The 22,117-nt window shown below is 59.0% G+C and carries 25 protein-coding genes and 1 pseudogene; 16 read left to right on the forward strand and 10 right to left on the reverse strand.

The genetic code is table 11. The features are described 5' to 3' along the window. The 8 genes from Q0L94_RS15560 to Q0L94_RS15595 all read right to left on the reverse strand — a co-directional run. Window positions 1-483, reverse strand: a 483-nt coding sequence (locus tag Q0L94_RS15560) for a recombinase family protein (RefSeq protein WP_296754986.1), incomplete at its 3' end; no start/stop codon positions are given. Between the two features lie 129 nt (window positions 484-612). Beyond that, a complete protein-coding gene (locus Q0L94_RS15565) occupies window positions 613-825 on the reverse strand; it encodes a DUF3330 domain-containing protein (protein ID WP_000993245.1) in 213 nt (70 codons plus the stop codon). A 65-nt stretch (window positions 826-890) separates the two neighbouring features. Then, window positions 891-1,127 (reverse strand): broad-spectrum mercury transporter MerE, encoded by a 237-nt coding sequence (gene merE, locus Q0L94_RS15570; RefSeq protein WP_001087807.1) that lies wholly within the window; start codon window positions 1,125-1,127, stop codon window positions 891-893. Further along, window positions 1,124-1,489: a mercury resistance co-regulator MerD gene (gene merD / locus Q0L94_RS15575; protein ID WP_001277463.1), complete on the reverse strand. Its 366-nt coding sequence runs from the start codon at window positions 1,487-1,489 to the stop codon at window positions 1,124-1,126. The genes merE and merD overlap by 4 nt, the downstream gene beginning before the upstream one ends. 17 nt (window positions 1,490-1,506) lie before the next feature. Continuing rightward, on the reverse strand, window positions 1,507-3,189 hold the full coding sequence (gene merA, locus Q0L94_RS15580; RefSeq protein WP_003055149.1) for a mercury(II) reductase: 1,683 nt from the start codon (window positions 3,187-3,189) through the stop codon (window positions 1,507-1,509). 38 nt (window positions 3,190-3,227) lie between these two features. Then, a complete protein-coding gene (merC, locus tag Q0L94_RS15585) occupies window positions 3,228-3,635 on the reverse strand; it encodes an organomercurial transporter MerC (protein WP_000522993.1) in 408 nt (135 codons plus the stop codon). A 27-nt stretch (window positions 3,636-3,662) separates the two neighbouring features. Next, on the reverse strand, window positions 3,663-3,938 hold the full coding sequence (merP, locus tag Q0L94_RS15590) for a mercury resistance system periplasmic binding protein MerP (RefSeq protein WP_000732276.1): 276 nt from the start codon (window positions 3,936-3,938) through the stop codon (window positions 3,663-3,665). Window positions 3,939-3,953: 15 nt separating this feature from the next. After that, window positions 3,954-4,304 (reverse strand): mercuric transport protein MerT, encoded by a 351-nt coding sequence (locus Q0L94_RS15595; RefSeq protein ID WP_001294660.1) that lies wholly within the window; start codon window positions 4,302-4,304, stop codon window positions 3,954-3,956. 71 nt (window positions 4,305-4,375) lie between these two features. On the opposite strand from Q0L94_RS15595, the gene merR reads away from it, so the two are divergent. The 10 genes from merR (at window position 4,376) to Q0L94_RS15645 (ending at window position 13,435) form a co-directional block, all read left to right on the forward strand. Continuing rightward, the gene (gene merR / locus Q0L94_RS15600) at window positions 4,376-4,831 is read left to right on the forward strand and encodes an Hg(II)-responsive transcriptional regulator (RefSeq protein ID WP_001166628.1); all 456 of its coding nucleotides are present in this window, start codon (window positions 4,376-4,378) and stop codon (window positions 4,829-4,831) included. A gap of 41 nt (window positions 4,832-4,872) precedes the next feature. Next, the gene (locus Q0L94_RS15605) at window positions 4,873-5,163 is read left to right on the forward strand and encodes a hypothetical protein (protein WP_296755016.1); all 291 of its coding nucleotides are present in this window, start codon (window positions 4,873-4,875) and stop codon (window positions 5,161-5,163) included. A 356-nt stretch (window positions 5,164-5,519) separates the two neighbouring features. Continuing rightward, on the forward strand, window positions 5,520-5,681 hold the full coding sequence (locus Q0L94_RS15610; RefSeq protein WP_296755017.1) for a hypothetical protein: 162 nt from the start codon (window positions 5,520-5,522) through the stop codon (window positions 5,679-5,681). A gap of 249 nt (window positions 5,682-5,930) precedes the next feature. Next, window positions 5,931-6,419, forward strand: coding sequence for a hypothetical protein (locus Q0L94_RS15615; RefSeq protein ID WP_296755019.1), 489 nt, complete (start codon window positions 5,931-5,933; stop codon window positions 6,417-6,419). A 38-nt stretch (window positions 6,420-6,457) separates the two neighbouring features. After that, window positions 6,458-6,748, forward strand: coding sequence for an SHOCT domain-containing protein (locus Q0L94_RS15620; protein ID WP_296755021.1), 291 nt, complete (start codon window positions 6,458-6,460; stop codon window positions 6,746-6,748). A 185-nt stretch (window positions 6,749-6,933) separates the two neighbouring features. After that, window positions 6,934-7,281 (forward strand): hypothetical protein, encoded by a 348-nt coding sequence (locus Q0L94_RS15625; RefSeq protein ID WP_296755022.1) that lies wholly within the window; start codon window positions 6,934-6,936, stop codon window positions 7,279-7,281. Between the two features lie 83 nt (window positions 7,282-7,364). Beyond that, the gene (locus tag Q0L94_RS15630; protein ID WP_296755025.1) at window positions 7,365-8,672 is read left to right on the forward strand and encodes a TolC family protein; all 1,308 of its coding nucleotides are present in this window, start codon (window positions 7,365-7,367) and stop codon (window positions 8,670-8,672) included. A gap of 32 nt (window positions 8,673-8,704) precedes the next feature. Further along, window positions 8,705-9,934, forward strand: coding sequence for an efflux RND transporter periplasmic adaptor subunit (locus Q0L94_RS15635; protein ID WP_296755026.1), 1,230 nt, complete (start codon window positions 8,705-8,707; stop codon window positions 9,932-9,934). A 10-nt stretch (window positions 9,935-9,944) separates the two neighbouring features. Beyond that, window positions 9,945-13,031, forward strand: a complete 3,087-nt coding sequence (locus Q0L94_RS15640) for a CusA/CzcA family heavy metal efflux RND transporter (RefSeq protein ID WP_296755028.1) — start codon at window positions 9,945-9,947, stop codon at window positions 13,029-13,031. A 56-nt stretch (window positions 13,032-13,087) separates the two neighbouring features. Then, window positions 13,088-13,435 carry a P-II family nitrogen regulator gene (locus Q0L94_RS15645; RefSeq protein WP_296755031.1) on the forward strand — a complete coding sequence of 116 codons (348 nt, stop codon included), beginning with the start codon at window positions 13,088-13,090 and terminating at the stop codon, window positions 13,433-13,435. Window positions 13,436-13,584: 149 nt separating this feature from the next. Here Q0L94_RS15645 and Q0L94_RS15650 read toward each other — a convergent pair whose 3' ends face one another. Continuing rightward, a complete protein-coding gene (locus Q0L94_RS15650; RefSeq protein WP_296755032.1) occupies window positions 13,585-13,752 on the reverse strand; it encodes a hypothetical protein in 168 nt (55 codons plus the stop codon). 244 nt (window positions 13,753-13,996) lie between these two features. Here Q0L94_RS15650 and Q0L94_RS15655 point away from each other — a divergent pair, with 244 nt between their 5' ends. The 4 genes from Q0L94_RS15655 to Q0L94_RS15670 all read left to right on the forward strand — a co-directional run bounded on the left by Q0L94_RS15655 (window position 13,997) and on the right by Q0L94_RS15670 (window position 20,675). Beyond that, on the forward strand, window positions 13,997-15,301 hold the full coding sequence (locus Q0L94_RS15655) for a TolC family protein (RefSeq protein ID WP_296755035.1): 1,305 nt from the start codon (window positions 13,997-13,999) through the stop codon (window positions 15,299-15,301). A gap of 21 nt (window positions 15,302-15,322) precedes the next feature. Then, window positions 15,323-16,903: an efflux RND transporter periplasmic adaptor subunit gene (locus Q0L94_RS15660; protein ID WP_296755036.1), complete on the forward strand. Its 1,581-nt coding sequence runs from the start codon at window positions 15,323-15,325 to the stop codon at window positions 16,901-16,903. Between the two features lie 18 nt (window positions 16,904-16,921). Then, window positions 16,922-20,101: a CusA/CzcA family heavy metal efflux RND transporter gene (locus tag Q0L94_RS15665; protein WP_296755038.1), complete on the forward strand. Its 3,180-nt coding sequence runs from the start codon at window positions 16,922-16,924 to the stop codon at window positions 20,099-20,101. Between the two features lie 133 nt (window positions 20,102-20,234). Continuing rightward, entirely contained in the window at window positions 20,235-20,675 is a 441-nt protein-coding gene (locus Q0L94_RS15670) for an MgtC/SapB family protein (RefSeq protein ID WP_296755039.1), read from the forward strand. 10 nt (window positions 20,676-20,685) lie between these two features. On the opposite strand, the gene Q0L94_RS15675 is transcribed toward Q0L94_RS15670, so the two are convergent. Further along, window positions 20,686-20,946: a hypothetical protein gene (locus tag Q0L94_RS15675; protein ID WP_296755042.1), complete on the reverse strand. Its 261-nt coding sequence runs from the start codon at window positions 20,944-20,946 to the stop codon at window positions 20,686-20,688. Between the two features lie 9 nt (window positions 20,947-20,955). Between Q0L94_RS15675 and Q0L94_RS17955 the strand changes: the two are divergent. Further along, window positions 20,956-21,048: pseudogene (locus Q0L94_RS17955) on the forward strand (zinc-ribbon domain-containing protein); the annotation flags it as partial. A gap of 19 nt (window positions 21,049-21,067) precedes the next feature. After that, window positions 21,068-22,051 (forward strand): arsenic resistance protein, encoded by a 984-nt coding sequence (locus tag Q0L94_RS15680; RefSeq protein WP_296755044.1) that lies wholly within the window; start codon window positions 21,068-21,070, stop codon window positions 22,049-22,051. Window positions 22,052-22,117 lie beyond the last annotated feature (66 nt).

Genomic DNA, 22,117 nt, shown 5'->3' on the forward strand with positions numbered 1-22,117 from the left:
GCCTGCCGCAACTCGCCGTTTCAACTCGGCAATTTGTTCGCTGTTCAGCGATTTCTTTCGTCCCCGGTAGGCACCGCGCTGCTTGGCCAGCACGATTCCCTCGCGCTGACGTTCGCGGATCAGGGCGCGCTCGAACTCAGCGAAGGCTCCCATGACCGACAGCATCAGATTGGCCATCGGTGAGTCCTCGCCGGTGAACTTCAGCCCTTCTTTGACGAACTCCATGCGCACGCCCCGTTGTGTCAGCCCTTGGACGATGCGGCGCAGGTCATCAAGGTTGCGTGCCAGCCTGTCCATGCTATGCACCACCACGGTGTCGCCCTCGCGGACGAAGGCCAGCAGCCTTTCCAGCTCGGGACGCTGGGTGTCCTTGCCAGAAGCCTTGTCGGTGAACACCCGCGCCACCTGAACACCCTCCAATTGCCGTTCCGGGTTCTGGTCGAAGCTGCTGACGCGGACATAGCCGATGCGTTGACCTTGCAAGATGCCTCCAAAGGCAAAAGTGTCAGGATGAAATCTATTACCTTTGACGGAATATGTCAATCAATAGGAAATTTAACTCTATTCTGACATCGTTTGCACATGGCATCTGACATCAAGTTAGGGTATGCCTCAATCTGACGGCTGCGAACCGCCAGGGACAGGCGCAATGTCAGATTCTGTCGCGGCCTTGGCGCGTGCCTGGAAGCGTTCATAGCAATCCAGCCCGCAGAAATGTTCGACGTATTCCGCGCCTTCCGGGGTGAAGGCGGCATCGAGCGGAATTTCTTTGCAGCATACGCAGCAGGTGGTGCAACTGGCAGTGTTCGGGGCGTTTGCGTTCATGGTGGTACTCCTCCAGATTGGTAGCGAAGCTCAAAGCTGCCCACTCTCGGCTGGCTGGGAAGCGGTCATGATCTTCCCTTGAAGGCCCGCAGCAGCCGCGTCACAGACAGGACAAACAAGCCGGTCAGCGTGAGGGCTGCAATACCCCAGTGCTCCCCGATGAACGCGCCGGCCGTCGTGCCGGCTAGCACAATGGCGAGAATCGGCAAATGGCAGGGACAGGTGAGCACGGCCAGCGCGCCCCACAAGTAGCCGGTGATCGGTTTGTGCGTCTCAGACGGCAAGTGCTCTGGGCTGTTCATGGCAGACTCTCCGCGTGCTGTGCCGGTTCGGTTGGCATGGCGGCCAGTTGCATTTCGAGGCTGGCCAGGGCCTCGCGCCGACGCTCGACGAGTTGCCGCAACACGGCAAGCTGCGCAGACGCACCGTCACCGTCCGCAGCATCCAGCGCCCGGCACAGCCGCGCCAGTGCGTCCAGGCCGATACCCGCTTCGAAGGCAGCCCGTACAAAGCGCAGCCGTTGCAACGCGGTGTCATCGAACAAGCCGTAGCCGCCCGTGGTGCACGCGACCGGCCGTAGCAATCCGCGCAGCAGGTAGTCGCGCACGATATGCACGCTCACCCCGGCATCAAGGGCCAGCCGGGACACTGTGTAGGCGCTCATTGAACACCTCCTTTTCCTCATCCGGCGCAGCACGAAAGCTGCTTCACGTCCTTGCTGAAGGTCTGCGCCGCGAGCTTCAGCCCTTCGACCATGGTCAGGTAGGGGAACAATTGGTCGGCCAGTTCCTGCACGGTCATACGGTTGCGAATGGCGAGCACCGCCGTCTGGATCAGTTCACCCGCTTCCGGGGCCACCGCTTGCACGCCGATGAGCCGTCCGCTACCTTCCTCGATGACCAGCTTGATGAAGCCGCGTGTGTCGAAGTTGGCAAGCGCACGCGGCACGTTGTCCAAGGTCAAGGTGCGACTGTCGGTCTCGATCCCGTCGTGATGTGCTTCCGCCTCGCTGTAGCCCACGGTGGCGACCTGCGGGTCGGTGAACACCACGGCCGGCATTGCGGTCAGGTCCAGGGCCGCATCGCCGCCAGTCATGTTGATCGCAGCACGGGTGCCGGCCGCTGCCGCCACATAGACGAACTGAGGCTGGTCGGTGCAGTCGCCAGCCGCATAAATGTGTGGCGTACTGGTGCGCATGCCCTTGTCGATGACGATGGCCCCCTGCGCATTGGCAGCGACTCCCGCCGCTTCCAATGCCAGGCTGCGCGTGTTCGGTGCCCTGCCAGTGGCGACCAGCAGCTGGTCGGCGCGTATTTCACCGTACCCGGTGGTCAGCACGAATTCGCCGTCCACATGCGCGACCTGGCTGGCTTGCGTGTGTTCCAATACCTTGATCCCTTCGGCACGGAACGCGGCTGTAACGGCCTCGCCGATGGCCGGGTCTTCGCGGAAGAACAGCGTGCTGCGTGCCAGGATCGTCACTTTGCTGCCCAGCCGGGCAAAGGCTTGCGCCAGTTCCAGCGCCACCACAGACGAGCCGATCACGGCCAGGCGCTCGGGAATGGTGTCGCTGACCAGGGCCTCGGTGGAAGTCCAGTAGGGTGACTCTTTCAGGCCCGGAATCGGCGGCACGGCCGGGCTGGCACCCGTGGCGACCAGGCAGCGGTCGAACGCCACCACACGCTCGCCGCCATCGTTTAAACGGACGGCAAGGCTCTGGTCGTCCTTGAAACGCGCTTCACCATGCAGCACGGTGATGGCCGGGTTGCTGTCCAGGATGCCTTCGTACTTGGCGTGGCGCAGCTCATCGACGCGCGCCTGCTGCTGGGCCAGTAGTTTGCTGCGATCAATCGCAGGCACAGTCGCCGCGATGCCACTGTCGAATGGGCTTTCACGGCGCAAATGGGCGATATGGGCAGCGCGGATCATGATCTTGGACGGCACGCAGCCGACATTGACGCAAGTACCGCCGATGGTGCCGCGCTCGATCAGCGTGACGTTCGCACCTTGCTCGACGGCCTTCAGCGCCGCCGCCATCGCGGCTCCGCCGCTGCCAATAACGGCGACGTGCAGTCCGTCCCCATCACCACCAGCCTTGTCGCCACCGCCCAGCCATCCCAGCGCCTTGCCAAGCAGTCTGCCCCGCGCTGAAGTGGATGGGGCATCGGCGGGTGTGGCCTTGTAGCCGAGGCCGGCCACAGCGGCGGTCAGCGCCTCTGGCGAGGTGCCGGGATCGGTGGCGAGTTGCGCGGAGCCTTTCGGGTAGGACACGAGCGCCGACAGCACGCCCGGCACTTTCTCCAGGGCGTCCTTGACATGTGTCGCGCACGAGTCGCAGGTCATTCCGGTGATATTCAAATACATTGCATCGTTCCTTTTCGTTTCGGCAACTGCCAATGCAGTTAGCCGTGTTTGGGTGGTAGTTCGCAGCGGCGGTTGGCCGGTGAGAGCAGATCCCAGATCGACACCCCGATCATCAAGGCCAGACCGACATAGAGGAGGTTCGCCGTCCACCAATTGCCAAAAAACAAGAGCATGGCCGCCAGCACGATGGCTGGGCCGACCATCCCGAGCAGGCTGCGGTACCATTGCCGATGACTCAGCCAGCCCAGTGCATTCGCCAGCAAAGCCACGACTGCGAACAGCGGCAGCAGCTTGGAGATAAACAACCCTTCGTATTCCTGTAGAAAGCCAAGGCCGATGGCCGCGCCCAGGCTGGCGATAGCCGGGAAACAGGCAGCGCATCCCATCGCGGAAACAACGCTGCCAAGCGCGCCAGCCTTGTCGGCAATGCGTGTAATCAGTCCCATGATCGCCCCAGGTTCGGGTTCAGTGGCTCACTGCTTGACGCTGGACGGATAGCCCGCGTCTCCGGTTGCCTTGGTCAGCTTCTGCACGCTGGTCTTGGCATCATCGAACGTGACAACCGCTTCGCGTGTCTCGAAGGTCACGTCAATTTTGCTGACGCCTTCGACCTTGGAAATCGCCTTCTTGACGGTGATCGGGCAGGTGGAGCAGGTCATGCCCGGTACGGACAGCGTGACGGTCTGGGTGGCGGCCCACACGGGGGCAACAACGGCAGCGAGGGCGAGGGCGGCAAACAGTTTTTTCATGATGAACTCCTGTGATTAATAGAAAAATGGCATGACGTAGGGAAATCCGAGCGCGACCAGGACCAGCGCGGCCACGATCCAGAAAATGAGCTTGTAAGTAGCTCGCACTTGGGGAATCGCGCAGACCTCACCCGGTTTGCAGGCTTGCGCCGGGCGGTAGATGCGCCGCCAGGCGAAAAACAGCGCGACCAGCGCTGCGCCGATGAAGATCGGGCGATAGGGTTCCAGCACCGTCAGGTTGCCGATCCATGCCCCGCTGAACCCCAAGGCGATCAAAACCAGCGGCCCCAGGCAGCAGGCCGACGCAAGAATGGCGGCCAGCCCACCGGCGAAGAGCGCGCCGCGCCCGTTTTGTGGTTCAGACATACGCTTGTCCTTTCAAATTTGGTTTGGATAGCTTAAGCTTACTTCCGTAGTTATGTACGGAGTCAAGCGATATGCAAATTAATTTTGAGAATCTGACCATTGGCGTTTTTGCCAAGGCGGCCGGGGTCAATGTGGAGACCATCCGGTTCTACCAGCGCAAGGGCCTGCTGCCGGAGCCAGACAAGCCCTATGGCAGCATTCGCCGCTATGGCGAGGCGGATGTAACACGAGTGCGGTTCGTGAAATCGGCCCAGCGGCTGGGCTTTAGCCTGGACGAAATCGCCGAGCTACTGCGGCTGGAGGATGGCACCCATTGCGAGGAAGCCAGCGGCCTGGCCGAGCACAAGCTCAAGGATGTGCGCGAGAAGATGGCCGACTTGGCACGCATGGAGGCCGTGCTGTCTGAACTGGTGTGCGCCTGCCATGCGCGGAAAGGGAACGTTTCCTGCCCGCTGATTGCGTCACTGCAAGACGGAACGAAGCTCGCTGCATCGGCGCGGGGGAGTCACGGGGTGACTACGCCTTAGCGTGCTTTATTTTCCGAATTCTGAGACGACCCCTGGAACTGGTGAATAAACCCGAGATTACTGCGTTGGCGAGCGAAGTCAGGCAGCGGCTGGAGCGGGTGTCCGTCGCGCTAGGGGGGTCCGAAGAAGCAACCATCGCGCAAACCGACGAGACTATGGCGAAGATGAAGGTGGATACGCAGCAAATGCAAGCGAGCATGGAAAAAATCCATCGGGCCCAGGATCCACAGGAACAGCAGCGGCTTATGCGGGAACACATGCAGCAAATGCGCGAGACCATGCGCTCGATGGGTGGCGAGATGCATGGCAAATGTATGTGCTGCGGCCATTAAAGGTGGATATCACCATGGACATCAAACTGCTTACCACCCGGACCTGACACTGCAGCAACATCGAGCAGGAGTTGCAGGATCTGGGGCTCACATATGAGTGTTGCTACGCCGAAGATCACCCGGAACTCGTGGAGCGATTCCAGATTCGTCATTGTCCCGTGCTGATTATTGATGAGGCGCGCGTCATCGCCGTGGATGGCCTGATGGAGGGACAGATCAGAGCCTTATTGGCATCAGGAGATTAATTATGAAATGCCCAATATGTAAAGAAGTGAATCTGGTGATGACTGAGCGTCAGGGAATCTGAGATCGACTACTGCCCAGAATGTCGCGGCGTGTGGCTGGACCGGGGCGAATTGGACAAGTTCATCGAACATGCGGAGCGTCAGGCCAGCGGCCGACCGCGCGGCGATTCCTCCGACAGAGCGCGCGAATCCGAGCGGCAAGAGCGCCACGATCGCGATGACGAGTACCGGGGCAAGCCGCGCAAGTCCTTCCTGCGCGATTTGTTTGACTGACGAGGCAAGCACGAACAGGCGGCCCTGATTTCTCCAGATGCCAAGTTCCCGAGTGGGACGGTAGGACAAGACTAGCAAAGCCCACTTGGAATTCATGGACCCCAATGGGGGATTGGAACCGGTGACAAGCCTGGAATCAGTCAGTTGGACAGTGAAGTTCGGCAAAAGCCGGTGAGCGTATTGCCGGCTCTGTAGATATTTCCGCGAGGCAAGCATTTCTTCTGAAACGTATGACAACGGAGGTGAATCATGGGAAAAAGCAAAACTATTTCGAACGTGGCTGCCGGTGCAGCGGTTGCAATCTGTCTGTCTACAGTTCATGTGGCCCGGGCTGACGGTAATACATTCGAGATGCAGACTTTTCAGAAGGGAGGCGCCGCTGGCCAGAAATTGGCGCAAGGCATGTGTGGTGGCCGATGGGGTGGCATGATGGAAGGGCGATGCGGTGGCATGACGGAAGGCATGATGATGGGAGGAGCGATGCCTCGCGGCGTGGATCCGGCGCAGTTACCGGAATCCAAATCGACGGGCGCGCGATTGGTCAATCAGTATTGTGCGCAGTGCCATGGCCTTCCCACTCCTGCCCTGCACAGTGCCCCCGGATGGGCGCCGGTGGTAGGTCGCATGAATGCGCGCATGCAATGGATGAGGCAAAACAGCAGCATGGCAATTGCCGCGCCGACTTCAGATGAGTTGAAAGCAATCCTCGCTTATATGCAGACGCATGCCACCAAATAGGAAAGGCGCCGCACGATGGCGGTTTCATCGAGGCAGGCATGAATTTTCTCAGTACCTATACCGAAGGGGCGCGCAGGATGTGGATGGATTATGAAGGCTACGGCATGGGTTGGCATTGGCTGGGGTGGCTAGGCATGGCATTTTTCTGGCTAGTTCTGGTACTGCTGGTGTTGGCGGCGGTGAAGTACCTGATGGGTAATCGCCGCTCGAACGCTCCGGATGGCGAAAGAAAGCCCGATGCACTGGCCATCCTGGAGGAAAGGTATGCTCGGGGAGAAATCGATCGCGAGGAGTTTCTCAAGAAACGTGACGACTTGAACCGTGGTTAGGCACTCATTCTGGCATGGACGTTACGCGCAATTTCGATTCATCAAAGGAGAAACATCATGAAAAAGACTATGTCGACAGGATTGATAGCTCTTTCGCTCTATGGCCTCCGCGGCTCATTGAGATAAATCAAATAACGGACACACGTAAATCGTAGAACAAGCAAGAAAACACTATGCATCCCTCAATGGTACGCCGTCTCATTTATTTTCTGCTGGTCACCATGCTGATCAATGCAGGTGGGTGGACGTTCAACCGTGAGGCGGTGGCAGATGTATTCTTCGCAGCAGAGGAAGCCATTTCGACGGAGGCGGTCCAGCCATCTCTGCAAGCGGCTCATCACCAAGGTGAGCCGCTCAAAGCCATGGTGCCATGCAACCATTGGTGTTATGCCGTGGGCCATTTTCTCGGTCTGTTCGGCGAGGTGCCAGCCTTGTCTACGGATCTCGTTACAGACTATTCCCTCCATGTCTCTCGGTTCCTCCCGGAACCTGCCCAAGAAGGCCGCTTCCGGCCGCCTCGACTCATCTCCTAGTTTCCAGTCGCATTGAATTTTTGTGTTGCGAGGACGCGCTACGCCTTCGGCTGGTGTCGTGTTCGCATGGGAAAGGAATGAGCATGAAGTCTGTATTTTTGCGCCGTAGCCCCCAGAGTGGGTTGCGGCCGGTGTGCTGCGCAGCAGTGACGTCATTGTTGTGGTTTCTGTTGTCTCCAGCGTTCGCTGGCTCATCAGCTTTGACCTTGGAAGATGCCTGGCGTCTGGCCGATGAGGCTAATCCGGCACTGCGCGCAGCCCAAGCCAACGTTCCCGCAGCCGAAGGCGAGCTTCGCGATGCACGTGCGCCGTTATGGAACAACCCGCAGGTTTCGATGGAACGACGCCGGAAGGAAGTCCCTCAGGTCTCGAGTCCCACCCAGGTGAACCGGGAATGGAGTTTGGGATTCGCGCAGACTTTCGAAATCGCGGGCCAGCAAGGTACCCGCCGGACCTCAGCCGAGCAATCGTTGGCCGCAACCCGGCAGGTGATCGCGGAAACCCGGCGGCAGGTGCGAGCCGAAGTGGAGAGCCGTTTCGCGCGGGTGCTTAGCCTGCAGTTGCGCATCCAGACTGAGGAGACGACGCTCAATCTCATCGAAGATGCCGCCAAAGCGGTCGGCAAGCGGGTCGCGGCGGGAGAGGACAGCCGGCTAGACGGCAACCTCGCCCGCGTGGAGGCGGAACGGGCGCGCAACCAGGTGGCGCTGCTCCGCGAGCAACTTATCCAGGCCCGCGCGGAGCTGGCCGCGTTGCTGCAACTGCCACCTAATGAACTCCCGCAAGCCCAGGGTGCCCTTGATCCCGTATCCATCCCCTACTCCCTGGATGACCTGCTGAATTCCGCAGCAGACCGCCCTGCCCTCCGAGCGCTGGATCATCGGGAACAAGCTGCGAAAAGCCGCCTTAATCTAGAGCGCGCGGCGCGCTACCCGGATGTCACGGTGGGGCTTAACACGGGGCGGGAGGGGCCGCTCGATGCCCGCGAAAAGATTGTCGGGTTGAGTGTCTCCCTGCCGCTCCCTGTGTTCCGCCAGAACGCGGGGAGCATCGGGCGGGCAACTACGGAATTCACCCAGATCCAAATCGAGCGCGAGGCCACAGGCCGCGACGTCCGCGCCCAGGTGGTAGCCCTATGGGAGCGATTCACCAACCTCAAGGCAAGGATGGATCGGCTCAAGGAATCGGTGCTGCCCAGCCTGCAGGATAACCAACGACTCTCCTCCATTTCCTTCCGGGCAGGCGAGATCGGTCTGCTGCAATTGTTGCTGGTCCACCGCCAGGCGCTGGATGGACAGCGGGATCTGCTCGACGCACGCACCGAATTGCGCCTAACCAAAGTGGCACTGGAAGCTGCGGCGGGCTGGCAGTCCACGCCAGACCTGCGCTGAACAATTCACCCAAGAATTTAGGAACTCATGACATGAAAAATTCACACAGCCAGCAAAAACATGGCCTGAAACGTCTGGCCTTGCTGCTCCTGATCGGCAGCTTGTCTGCAACCCTGCTTGCGGGGTGCGGCGACAAACCGGCACCGGAGCAAGGCGTCTCCCAAAAAACGGAACCCGCAAACCAGGGCACGCAAAAATCCCCGTCAGAAAAACCGGGAGAAAAAGCCGCCGAGAAACTGCTCGATCTGAGTGACGCGGAGATTCATCAAGCGGGCATCAAGATACAGAAACTGGACCTTCAGGAAAAATCCGACCAGATCGTGGTCACCGCCACCATTCAGGCTAATCAGGACAGGCTAGCCCATGTCGCACCCCGGGTACCGGGCCGCATCGTCAAGGTGAATGCCAGCCTGGGCGACCGAGTAAAGCCTGGCCAGGCACTGGCCACACTCGACAGCATCGAGCTGGGCGAAGCGCGTTCCAGCTATCTTCAGGCAGCGAGCGAGGCGGCGGTGGTGCAGGCAGGTTTCGATCGCGCCCAGCGGCTGCAAACGGAGAACATCATCCCCGAAAAGGATTATCTGCGCGCCCGTGCCGAGCACGAAAAGGCCCGGGCCGCCCTGCGCGCCGCCGGTGACAAGTTGCGCATGATGGGCGTCTCCCCGGAGAAACTGTCTGGCTCGGTGTTTCCGCTGACCGCACCCTTTTCTGGCACGGTCATCGAGAAAAAAGCGGTACTGGGCGAGCTTGCGCAACCAGACGCATCCCTGTTTACCGTGGCCGACCTGTCCACCCTGTGGATCGAAAGCGATCTGTTCGAGAAAGACCTTGGCAAGGTCAAGGTCGGCGCCCAGGCAGCCGTCACAGTGTCCGCCTATCCGGGCGAAGTGTTCAAGGGGCGGCTCACCTACATCAGCAGCACGATGGACAGGGAAACCCGTACGGTCAAGGCGCGGGTCGAAGTGCCGAACACCGACGGCAGGCTGAAACCGGAAATGTTCGCGACTGTAGCGATCGGTACCGGGGGGAGTGTCAAGGCGTTGCTCGTGCCGGAAGGGGCGGTGTTGCTCTTGCAAGGGCAACCGACGGTATTTGTCGCTGAGAGCGGTGGGTTTGAGCCGCGCGCCGTGGAAGTGGGTGAACGTACGCAAGGATACGCCGTACTCAAATCCGGCGTGGCAGCCGGCGAGAGCGTGGTAGTGAGCGGCGCCTACGCGCTAAAAGCCCGATTGCTCAAGTCGCAAATCGGCGACGCGGATTGAGGGGGCGGCCATGTTGAATAAAATTGTTGATCTTTCCCTGCGCTACAAGGTGCTGGTGCTGGTGGCGTTTGTGCTGGTGGTGATGTTGGGCGTGAAAGCCTGGCTTGAAGTGCCGGTGGATGCCTTCCCCGACGTGACGCCGGTGCAGGTGAATATTTATACGGAGGCACCGGGGCTTGCGGCCGAGGATGTTGAAAAGCTGCTGACCTTTCCGGTGGAGGGTGTCATGGCCGGCCTGCCGGGAGTGGAGGAGATACGCTCGGTGTCCCTGTTCGGGCTGTCCTATGTCAGTGTGTATTTCAAGGACGACGTGGACATCTATTTCGCCCGCCGCCTGGTGAGCGAAAAGCTGCAGGAGGCCAAGGGCCGCATTCCAGAAGGCTATGGCGAGCCGGTGCTCGGTGCCAACAGTTCAGGGTTGGGCCAGGTGTTCTGGTACACCATCGAATCCGCCGACAAGAAACTGTCCGGGATGGATCTGCGTACGCTTCAGGACTGGACGGTACGGCTCGTTCTGCGCACCGCACCCGGGGTGGACGACATCATGTCCTGGGGCGGCGACGAGAAACAATACCAAGTGCTGATCGACCCGCGGCGGCTTATCAAGTACGGGCTGACCTTCAAGGACGTGATGGAGGCGCTGACCGCCAACAACCGCCAGGTGGGCGGGCAATACGTTAACCTGGGCCAGGAACAGTACCTGGTGCGCGGCTTGGGCTTGGTTTCCAATACGCAGGACATCGGCGGCATTGTCGTTACCGAAAAGGAAGGCACACCGGTCTACGTGCGCGACGTGGCCGATGTCAAGGAAGCGCCCTCCCTGCGTAGCGGCGCGGTCACCAAGAATGGTGAGGAGGTGGTGCTTGGCATGGCGTTGCAGCGTATCGGCGAGAACGCCAAGAACGTGGTGGACGCCGTCAAGGAAAAGCTGAAGACGGTCCAACAAGCCTTACCCCCGGGCGTGACGATCAAGCCGGTGTACGACCGCACCGAGCTGGTCGAGAAGGCGGTCAAGACCGCCGAAAACGCCCTCGTTGAGGGTTCAATCCTGGTGGCCATCATCCTGTTCCTGTTTCTGGGTGAAATCCGTTCGGCGGTGGTGGTGATTCTTGCGCTTCCGCTCGCCATGCTGATCAGCTTCATCCTGATGCAGCAATGGGGCCTGTCCGCCAACCTGATGTCGCTGGCCGGGCTTGCCGTGGGCATCGGCATGATGGTGGACGGCGCCGTGGTAATGGTTGAGAACGGCTTCCGCCTGCTCAGCCACAAGGTCGGACAATCGGTCAACAAGAGCCATGTGATCCTGGAAGCAGCGCGGGAAGTGATCAATCCGACCGTGTTCGCGATCCTGATCATCATCGTGGTGTTTCTGCCGCTGTTTTCTCTGACCGGGCTAGAGGGCAAGCTTTTCAAGCCCATGGCGCTCACCATCACCTTCGCCATGATCGGTTCTCTGCTGCTGACCTTGACTTTGGTGCCGGTGCTCAGTTCGCTGATTCTCAAACCCAAGGAGGAGAAAGACACCTTCGTGGTGCGCTGGGCGAAAAGGCTTTACCTGCCGCTGCTGGACTGGGCCCTGGAGAACAAGCGCAAGATGGTCGGCGGGGCATTGATCCTGTTGATCGGAACCCTCGCCCTGTTTCCTTTCCTCGGCAAGGAGTTCATGCCGACCTTGCAGGAGGGCGGCATCATGTTCCGCGTCACCAGCATTCCCTCCACCTCGCTGGATGAATCGATCCGCATCTCCGAGGGCATCGAAACCGAACTCAAGCATTTCCCTCAGGTGAAATCCGCCATTGCCATGATCGGCCGCGCGGAGAAAGGCGAGACGGCGGACGTCAACTACATGGAAATCCTGGTGGACCTCAAGCCTCATGAGCAATGGCCGAAGCCGATTTCCTTTCCGGAACTGACGCGGGAAATGCAGGAGGCGCTGGAGAAACAGGTGCCAACCTCCGTCATCGCCGCCACGCAACCGATCCAGATGCGCGTTGAGGAATTGATTTCCGGCGTGCGAGCCACCCTGGCCTTGAAGCTCTACGGCGAGGATCTGGCCACGCTGGATCGCTTGTCCACCGAGATCAAGTCCGTACTGGATAAAGTGCCTGGCGTGGCCGACCTTTCCCTGGAAGCCAACAAGGGCAAGCCGCAAATGGTGGTGAAGGTAAACCGCGAAGCGGCGGCGCGCTTGGGACTCAACGCCGACGATATCCTGGAGATAGTGCAGGCCGGCATCGGCGGCAAGGCCGTTTCCACACTGATCGACGGCGTGAAGCGCTTCGACATCCAGGTGTGGCTCGCGCCTGAATTCCGCGACAGCGTTGAAGCCATCAACAACATTCCGATCCGTACCCGCAGTGGCGCGCTGGTGCCGTTGTCCAGTGTGGCCACGATAGAACTGGACGAAGGTTATTCCTTCGTGCGGCGCGAGCAACTGCAACGCTATGCGGTGATCCAGATGGACGTGAAAGGGCGTGACGTGGACAGCTTCGTGAAGGAGGCAGCGGCCAAAATCAAAAGCGAAGTGAAGATGCCGGCCGGCTACTGGGTTGAGTGGGGTGGCGCCTTCGAGAACCAGCAACGTGCCATGGCCAAGCTGGCGCTGATCGTGCCGCTTACCATCGGACTGATCTTCATTCTGCTGTATACGGCGTTCAACTCCCTCACCTACGCCACGCTGATCATCGCCAACGTGCCGTTCGCCATCATCGGTGGCGTGATCGGTTTGTTCATCACTGGGCAGTATCTGTCGGTGCCCTCGGCTATTGGTTTCATCGCCGTGTTTGGGGTAGCGATGCTGAACGGCATCGTACTGGTGTCCTTCTTGAACGACCAGCGGCGGCAGGGTCTCTCCGTCAGGGAAGCGGTCAGGCAAGGCGCGGCTTTGCGGCTTCGGCCGGTGTTGATGACGGCCTCCATCGCCATCTTCGGCCTGGTGCCGATGCTGCTTTCCAGCGGCGTCGGAGCGGAAACACAGCGTCCGCTGGCAACGGTGGTGGTGGGGGGACTGTTCACCTCGACGGCGCTGACCTTGCTGCTGTTGCCGTTGATGTACGAATGGGTGGAAAACCGCCGCGAACGCAAACAAGCTAAATAAACCAACAGCGTGCGGCCTGACCGGGCCGCACGCAATCACTAAACAGGAGAACCCGCATGAAAGAAATCAAGGCTTATATCCACAACCACCGCATCGCCGACGTGATTCACGCCCTGAAGGAGTCGGGGCAGTGCAATGCGAATGCAGACACTGGCTGCCGCAACCTCAGTATCATCCCGGTGCAAAGCCTGCTGAAGGCGGTAGACGCCAAGGAACAACACTATTCCATCGATTTAGCCGAGGCGGTCATCAACGAATCCAAGTTGGAGTTGATTTGCGAGGATGTCCAAGTAGACGAGCTGGTGGACATCATCGGGCGCGCCGCCCGCACCGGTCAAGCCGAGGCGGGGTGGATTTATGTGAGCGATATCATCCAGGCAATTCCGGTTGCAGGACGGCCATGACATCCATAGATATCGGCGGAGTCAAAAACGAACTGCAATACTGCACAAAGCAACCTGAAAGATACCAACTGCATCATTGACAGGATAAGTCCGCAGTAATTATAGTGTCGGCCATGCGACGGTTTCTCGTGACCCTTATGCTGTGCCTGCTACCGCTCCAGATATCCTGGGCCGCGGTGGCGGAGTATTGCGGGCACGAACAGGACAAAGCCGCACAGCACTTCGGCCATCACGATGATGAGCACAAAGCGTCTTCCGCAAAACCCGACCCAGACAAGCAGCCCGAGAAATTCAACCTCGGGCACGATCACTGCCATATGTCTGGCTACCTGGGCTTCTTGAACGAGGCCGCTTTCCACACCTCCGCTCTACCCACTCAGCCTTCGTTGCGATACAACGAAGCGGCTTCTCCTTCCCTCGCTCTGGACAGACCCGAACGTCCCAAGTGGCCCGCTCTCGCCTAATACGGCGGGACGGATGCCACACTTCAAGCTAGCACGCACTTTTTAGCCTGCGCGGTTCCGTTTCGCCGGATTCATCCTTGTTATTTTGGAGAATTCGATGCGAAGACGTCTATTGCCGCTTGGGTTGGCGGCGCTGTTTTTCAACCCATTTTTTGCACAAACTGTCGATGCCGGACGTAATGGCGCTTATGAAACGCGTGGTGTCCGCACTCCACGTGCCACCGAACCGGCTGCCACGCTTACCCTGAAGGCGGCGCTAGAACTAGCGCTTGGCGCCAACCCTGAGCTATCGGCCGCCGGGCACGAGCTAGAGGCGGTTGAAGCCACAATCATTCAGGCAGGTGTCCGGCCCAATCCGCAAATCTCGACCTTAATCGAGGACACGCAGCGGTCTACGCGTAGCACCACACTGCAACTGAACCAGCCTATCGAACTCGGCGGCAAACGCGCCGCTCGCATCGAAGCCGCCGAGCGTGGACGCGATGCCGCCTCGGCTGAACTCGACGCCAAACGGGCTGAAATTCGGGCCGCCGTGATAACGGCGTTTTTCAACGTGTTGGCAGCGCAAGAACGTATCCAGCTCGTCCAATCTTCTGTCCTGCTTGCCCAGCGCGCAACAACTGCTGCTTCACGTCGAGTGACTGCTGGAAAAGTTTCCCCAGTCGAAGAAACCAAAGCACGTGTGGCCGAGGCCGGGGTGCGGGTGGAGTCGTTCCAAGCTATTAGCGAGCTGAGCATTGCACGCAAGCGCCTGGCGGCCACCTGGGGCAGTCCGTCACCCCGATTCGAGCGTGTAGAGGGCGCGGTTGAAACCTTGCCAACGCTTCCATCGCTGGAGGAACTGAACACACGTCTCGCCAATGCGCCCAGTCTTTTGCGGGCGCAACTCGAAGTCAATCGTCGCAAGGCTCTGGCTCAGGTTGAACGCACGCGCCGCATCCCCGATGTGACTGTCAGCTTGGGCACGAAGCGAAACGAAGAGCTAGGGCGCAATCAGGCGATTTTCGGCATATCGATCCCGATACCGGTGTTCGACCGCAACCAGGGAAATTTGCTGGAAGCGCTGCGTCGCACTGATAAAGCGCGAGACGAATTAACTGCCACTGAAGTACGTCTGGGCAGCGAACTGGCGCAGGCCCATGAACGTCTGAATGCAGTACGACAGGAGGTCGATGCGCTACAAAATGACATCCTGCCGGGTGCGCAAAGCGCCTACGACGCCGCGACCAAAGGTTTCGAACTGGGGAAATTCAGCTTCCTTGAAGTATTGGATGCGCAGCGCACGTTGTTACAAGCAAAATCCCAATATTTGCGTACGTTAACCGAAGGGTATCGTGCCGCTGCCGAGATTGAACGCGTGCTCGGCGATACATCATCCGTGACGCTCGCCGTCACTCCGTAGGGGCCCAACATGAAAATTAGTATGAACAAGAAACAAACCATTGCTGTTGCTGCGATTATCGCTGTCAGCATCCTGCTGGGCGGTCTCATTCTCGGTACGGACAAATCCATGCCGGACAGTGAAGGACAGGATCCAGACAGCCACTCTGAAGCTAAAGGGCATGCCGATGCCGAGCATCATGGCAGCGAAGTTACTAACAAGCATGATGATTCCGAAAACCATGCGGACGCGGAACATCACGAATCCTCTTCGACCAAGGGTTCTCATGGCGGCAAGTTATTCGTCAAGGGTGACTTTGGGCTGGAAATCCTGCTTGCTGAAGAAGGGGGTGAGCCGCGCTTCCAAGTCTATCTGCTCAATAAGGGTAAGGCACTCCCGCCAAACGCCGCCAAGGTGTCGGTGATGCTGATTCGACCGAATGGCGAGAAGCAAAACATCGGCTTTGCGGCGGAAAAGGATTTTCTGAAGAGCACCCAGCCCATCGAAGAGCCACATGTATTTGAGGCAACCGTGATTGCTCAAAACGGCAATCAGTCGTTCACGTTTTCTTTTTCCAATGAGGAAGGAAAGATCGAGTTGACCGATGCGCAGATCAAGGGGGCGGGCGTGACGATTGAGACCGCGGGTGCCGCTCGCATCAAGAGTGCGATGACCCTGCCGGGTGAAATTCGCTTTAATGAAGACAGGACGGCACACGTCGTCCCCCGCCTTGCCGGCGTGGTCGAAGGTATCTCTGCCAACCTCGGCCAGTGGGTCAAGAAAGGCCAGGTGCTGGCGGTGATTGCGAGTACCGATTTATCGGAGCAACGCAGTGAGTTGCTCGCCGCACAGAAACGCCTGTCACTGGCCAGGACGACATTCGAGCGGGAGAAGAAACTCTGGGAAGAGAAGATTTCGGCGGAGCAGGACTATCTGCAGGCCAGACAGGCGAAGAGTGAAGCAGAAATCGCCGTACACAACGCACAACAGAAATTGAGTGCGATTGGTGCCAGTTCCAACGTATCAAGCAGGACTGGCGCGCTTAACCGCTTTGAGATTCGTGCGCCGTTCAACGGCATGGTGGTCGAAAAGCATATCGCCCTGGGCGAATCGGTCAAAGAAGATGCGAGCATTTTCACTATTTCTGATTTGTCGAGTGTATGGGCCGAGATCATTGTGCCGGCGAAGGATATCAATGTCATCCGGGTCGGCGAGAAGGTCACGATCAGGGCCACGGCGTTTGAGTCCACGGCGTCCGGAACCGTGTCTTATATCGGTGCATTGATCGGTGAGCAAACACGTACGGCTAAGGCGCGCGTGACGCTGTCGAACCCGCAGATGGCCTGGCGTCCTGGGTTGTTCATCAATGTCGAGATCGTCTCCAAGGAAACCCCTGTGCCGGTCGCGGTGTCGTTGGACGCTGTCCAGAATGTCGACGAAAAGCCCACGATCTTTGTCCGCGTGCCGGGAGGCTTTATCGCCCAACCCGTCACCACCGGCGTGTCCGATGGCAAGACTATTGAGGTCGTAAAAGGGCTTAAGTCGGGAACCCAATACGCCGCCGCCGGCAGCTTCACCATCAAGTCGGAGCTGGGTAAAAGCAGCGCTGAACACGCGCATTGATACAAAGGAACACACATCATGTTTGAACGTATCATTCGTTTAGCCATCGAGCATCGGTGGCTGGTACTCTTGGCCGTTCTCGGTATGGCCGCAGTCGGCGTCTTCAGTTACAAGGCGTTGCCCATCGATGCCGTCCCGGACATCACCAATGTCCAGGTACAGATCAATACGGCGGCGCCCGGCTACTCCCCGCTGGAGACCGAGCAGCGCATTACCTATCCGATCGAGACCGTCATGTCGGGTCTGCCCGATTTGCTGGAAACCCGATCCCTGTCGCGCTATGGCCTCTCACAGGTGACGGTGATCTTCAAAGACGGCACCGATATCTACTTTGCGCGCCAGCTGGTTAATCAACGCATCCAGGAAGCCAGGGATAAACTGCCCCCCGGCGTAACTCCGGCGATGGGACCTATCTCGACCGGCTTGGGGGAAATCTACCTCTGGACTGTCGAAGCTGAAGAAGGTGCGAAGAAGCCGGATGGATCGGCTTATACGCCGACTGACTTGCGTGAGATTCAGGACTGGATCATCAAGCCGCAGCTGCGCAACGTGCCGGGCGTGACCGAGATCAATTCCATCGGCGGTTTCGCCAAGCAGTATCAGGTCGCGCCCATTCCGGAGAAACTCGCGTCCTACGGCCTGACGTTGCAAGACATTGTGACAGCACTCGACCGCAACAATAATAACGTCGGTGCAGGCTACATCGAGAAGCGGGGTGAGCAGTATCTCGTCCGTGCGCCGGGGCAGGTCAATTCAATTGAGGATATCGAGAACATCATCCTCGACAATACCCAAGGTGTGCCTATCCGCATACGCGATGTCGGCGAGGTCGGCATTGGTCGAGAACTACGTTCCGGCGCTGCCACTGAAAACGGTCGAGAAGTTGTACTGGGCACGGTTTTCATGTTGATCGGCCAGAACAGTCGCACCGTTTCGCAGGCGGTTGCCATAAAAATGGAAGAGATCAACCGCACACTTCCTGAAGGCGTTCAGGCTGTCACCGTCTACGACCGGACGGTGCTGGTTGATAAAGCCATTAATACGGTCAAGAAAAACTTAACCGAGGGCGCGATCCTTGTGATCGTGATTCTGTTCCTGTTTCTCGGCAACATCCGCGCGGCCATCATCACGGCGATGGTGATACCGCTGGCCATGCTGTTCACCTTTACCGGGATGGTGACCTACAAGGTGAGTGCGAACCTGATGAGTTTGGGTGCGCTCGACTTCGGCATCATCATCGATGGCGCAGTGGTGATCGTGGAGAACTGCGTACGGCGGCTCGCCCATGCCCAAACTCACCACGGCCGTCCGCTTACCCGCACGGAGCGCTTTCATGAAGTGTTTGCCGCCTCGAAAGAGGCGCGGCGGCCGCTGCTGTATGGTCAGCTCATCATCATGGTTGTGTATTTGCCGATCTTCGCCCTGAGCGGTGTGGAAGGAAAAATGTTCCATCCGATGGCTTTGACTGTGGTGATGGCCCTGGTGGGTGCAATGATCCTCTCGATCACGTTTATACCAGCAGCCGTGGCACTCTTCATTGGCAATAAGGTTGCCGAGAAGGAAAACATTCTGATGCAGTGGGCCAAGCGCGTCTATGCGCCGATGCTGGACAAGGTCATGGTCAACAAGCCCGTGGTGTTGACGTTGGCAATTGTCATGGTGGTCCTGTCTGGACTCCTGGCTACGCGCATGGGCAGCGAGTTTGTACCGAGTCTGAATGAGGGTGACTTTGCGATTCAGGCGCTGCGTGTCCCGGGTACCAGTTTGACGCAGTCCGTCGCCATGCAGCAGCAGATCGAGCGTGCGCTCAAACAGCAGTTTCCGGAAATTGAACGGATATTTGCGCGCACAGGTACCGCTGAAATCGCCTCCGACGTGATGCCGCCCAGCATTTCGGACGGCTACATCATGCTCAAGCCAGAGGATCAGTGGCCAAAACCGAAAAAAACGCGTGACGAATTGTTGGCAGCCATCCAGGTAGCGGCGAACAAACTCCCTGGCAACAACTACGAATTCTCCCAACCGATCCAGCTGCGCTTCAATGAGCTGATCTCAGGCGTACGCAGCGACGTAGCGGTTAAGGTGTTCGGCGACGACATGGATGTACTAAACGACACCGCGATCAAAATAGCCTCGGTGATGGAGAAGATTCCGGGCGCATCAGAGGTCAAAGTAGAGCAGACCACCGGCCTACCCATGTTGACCATCAATATTGACCGCGACAAAACATCTCGTTACGGCTTGAATGTGGGCGATGTGCAGGATGCAGTGGCCACTGCGATCGGCGGTAAGGAGGCGGGCACCCTGTTTCAGGGCGACCGTCGCTTCGACATCATCGTTCGCCTGCCGGAGAACCTGCGTTCCGACCTGGAAGCAATCAAACGCTTACCGATTGCACTACCGCGGGCACAGGGCGGCGACAGTCAAAAAACCTATATTCCACTCGCAGAAGTCGCAAGCCTTGAGTTGGCTCCGGGGCCAAACCAGGTGAGCCGGGAAAACGGCAAACGCCGAATCGTCGTGAGCTCTAACGTGCGCGGCCGCGACATTGGCTCGTTTGTCGCAGAGGCTGAACAGCAGCTTCAGCAGCAAGTAAAGATACCTGCAGGCTATTGGACAAGTTGGGGCGGGCAATTCGAGCAGTTGCTGTCGGCTACTAAGCGTCTGCAAGTCGTAGTGCCGGTGGCGTTGCTGCTGGTGTTTGTGCTGCTCTTCATGATGTTTGGCAACGTTAAAGACGGATTACTGGTCTTTAGCGGCATTCCCTTCGCGCTGACGGGCGGTTTGGTCGCACTCTGGCTACGCGATATTCCGATGTCGATCTCGGCGGCAGTGGGCTTCATCGCGCTCTCTGGTGTGGCAGTGCTCAATGGCCTCGTGATGATTTCCTATATCCGCAGCCTGCGCGAAGGAGGCATGTCACTGGATAAGGCGATTCGCGAGGGCGCGCTGACGCGTCTGCGTCCGGTACTGATGACAGCACTAGTGGCATCGTTTGGTTTCGTGCCGATGGCGATTGCCATTGGGACGGGCGCTGAAGTCCAGCGCCCGCTGGCGACCGTGGTAATCGGCGGCATTCTGTCCTCGACTGCGCTGACGCTTCTGGTGCTGCCAATTCTGTATCGACTGGCACATCGACGAGACGAAGATGAGGAAGATTTCACTGCCGAGTTTGCGCCTTCGCCGGCAAAGACCTAACGGTTGCCGAGGCACTGTAACGGTATGTAGTTTCGACTCGTTTCTTGCCGATGTTGGCATAGGCAGCGTGCGTACCTTGGCTGTGCAACATTTGGGCAGGGTGCGGCGCAACGCTAGGAGATAAGTGAAAAAAATGGATATCGAAACTGAATTTCTTTATGCCTCGCGCATGATGCTCGCTGCTCTGATAGGCGGCTTGATCGGCTGGGAAAGAGAACGCCATGCCAGCGATGCGGGCATTCGAACTTACATGGCGATTTCTATAGGTGCCTGCGCTTTCAGCTTGATATCTTTTCATGCGGCCAATGATGCTGGCCGTATCGCAGCCCAAGTGGTCACCGGCATGGGTTTTATCGGAGCGGGAGTGATTTTTCAAGGCAAAGGCGGAATTGCGGGATTGACGACCGCCGCCACGCTCTGGGCGACAGCGGCGGTGGGCATGGCCAGCGCTTTCGGGATGTATGTGTTGGCGACCCTCACCGGGGGACTGATTTTTGCAACCCTCGCGCTTCACCACTTACCCGGCTGGAAGCGGCTTAGCAAAAATCATCACGACCAGGACCATTCCCAATAAGTGAGTGTCGTCAGTTTTTGTCATCGTTAAAACAATTGCAAAGGAGAATGACATGGGATTTCTCGAACGGATGTTGGGCAACTTGATGGGCGGCAGATTCGGCGGCCACCACGGCGGCTATCGAGGTGGTCATCACGGCGGTTCCAAACATGGTGGCTACGGTGGCTATCCAGGCTATCCGCAGGGCACAGGCCCGGACGGCGGCAATGCTGGCAATCCCTGCCCCAAATGCGGCGGCACCAATGCGGGCGAAGCACGCTTCTGCCAGCAATGCGGCACCTCGCTGTCGCCCGGCAAATGTTCCGGCTGCGGCGCGGAACTGCCGACAGGCGCCCGGTTTTGTGGCCAATGCGGCGGCAAACCCCGGCAGTAGCACAATGCATTTCCCAGGCATGATTCGCATCTCCAGGCCGACGCTGGAAAAGCATCAGGTCGCCATTTATTTCATGGCGGTGTTTGCCGGCCTGCTGGCGGCCGCCGTCGCGGGGCCATCCGCTGCCGCCCTGGAAGCCTGGATCAATCCGGCGCTGGCTGCGCTTTTGTATGTCACCTTCCTGCAAGTGCCGATGTCTGCCCTCGGACAGGCGCTGACGCACGGGCGCTTCCTCTCGGCGCTGCTGATCGTCAACTTCATTGCGGTTCCGCTGGTGGTACTCGGGCTGATCCAGTTCCTTCCTGCCCATCCGGCCCTTCACTTCGCCGTGCTGCTGGTATTGCTGGCGCCCTGTATCGATTACGTCGTCGTATTTACGCACCTGGGGCGGGGAGACGCGAAGCTCATCCTCGCGGCGACGCCGGTTTTGCTCATCGCGCAAATGCTGCTGCTGCCCGTTTATATCGGGCTGTTTCTCGGGCCCGACGCCGCGGGCCTGGTGCAGGCAAGCCCATTCCTGCATGCGTTTTTCTGGCTGATTGCGATCCCCCTTGTGCTCGCTGGAGCAACACAGTACTGGGCCGCCCGCCGCGCGTCGGGCAGGCGGGTCGAGGGGGTGATGGGATGGCTGCCGGTCCCGCTGATGGCGCTGGTGCTGTCACTGGTGTTCGCGGCCGTCGCACCGCGCATCGGCGCTGCGTCGGCCGATGTTGCCCGGACGGTGCCGATTTATGTGGCATTCGCGATCGTCATGCCGCTTGTCGCCTATGCAGTGGGAAAACTCATGGGACTCGATGTAGGCGCGGGCCGTGCCTTGGCCTTCAGCGCGGGCACCCGCAATTCCCTGGTGGTCTTGCCGCTGGCATTCGCCGTCCCCGATGGCGGCGCCCTCATCCCCGCGGTCGTGGTGACGCAAACACTGGTCGAACTCGTCAGCGAACTTGTCTATGTGCGCTGGATCCCGCGCTTGGTTAAGCCGGCAACAGAACGCGAGACCTTATGAGGGCACCTGCCAAGCGCAGGTCTTTGTCCGTTCCATGAGGCGCGCAACCCCGCGTCGAAATCGATG

The sequence above is a fragment of the Thiobacillus sp. genome (assembly GCF_024708915.1).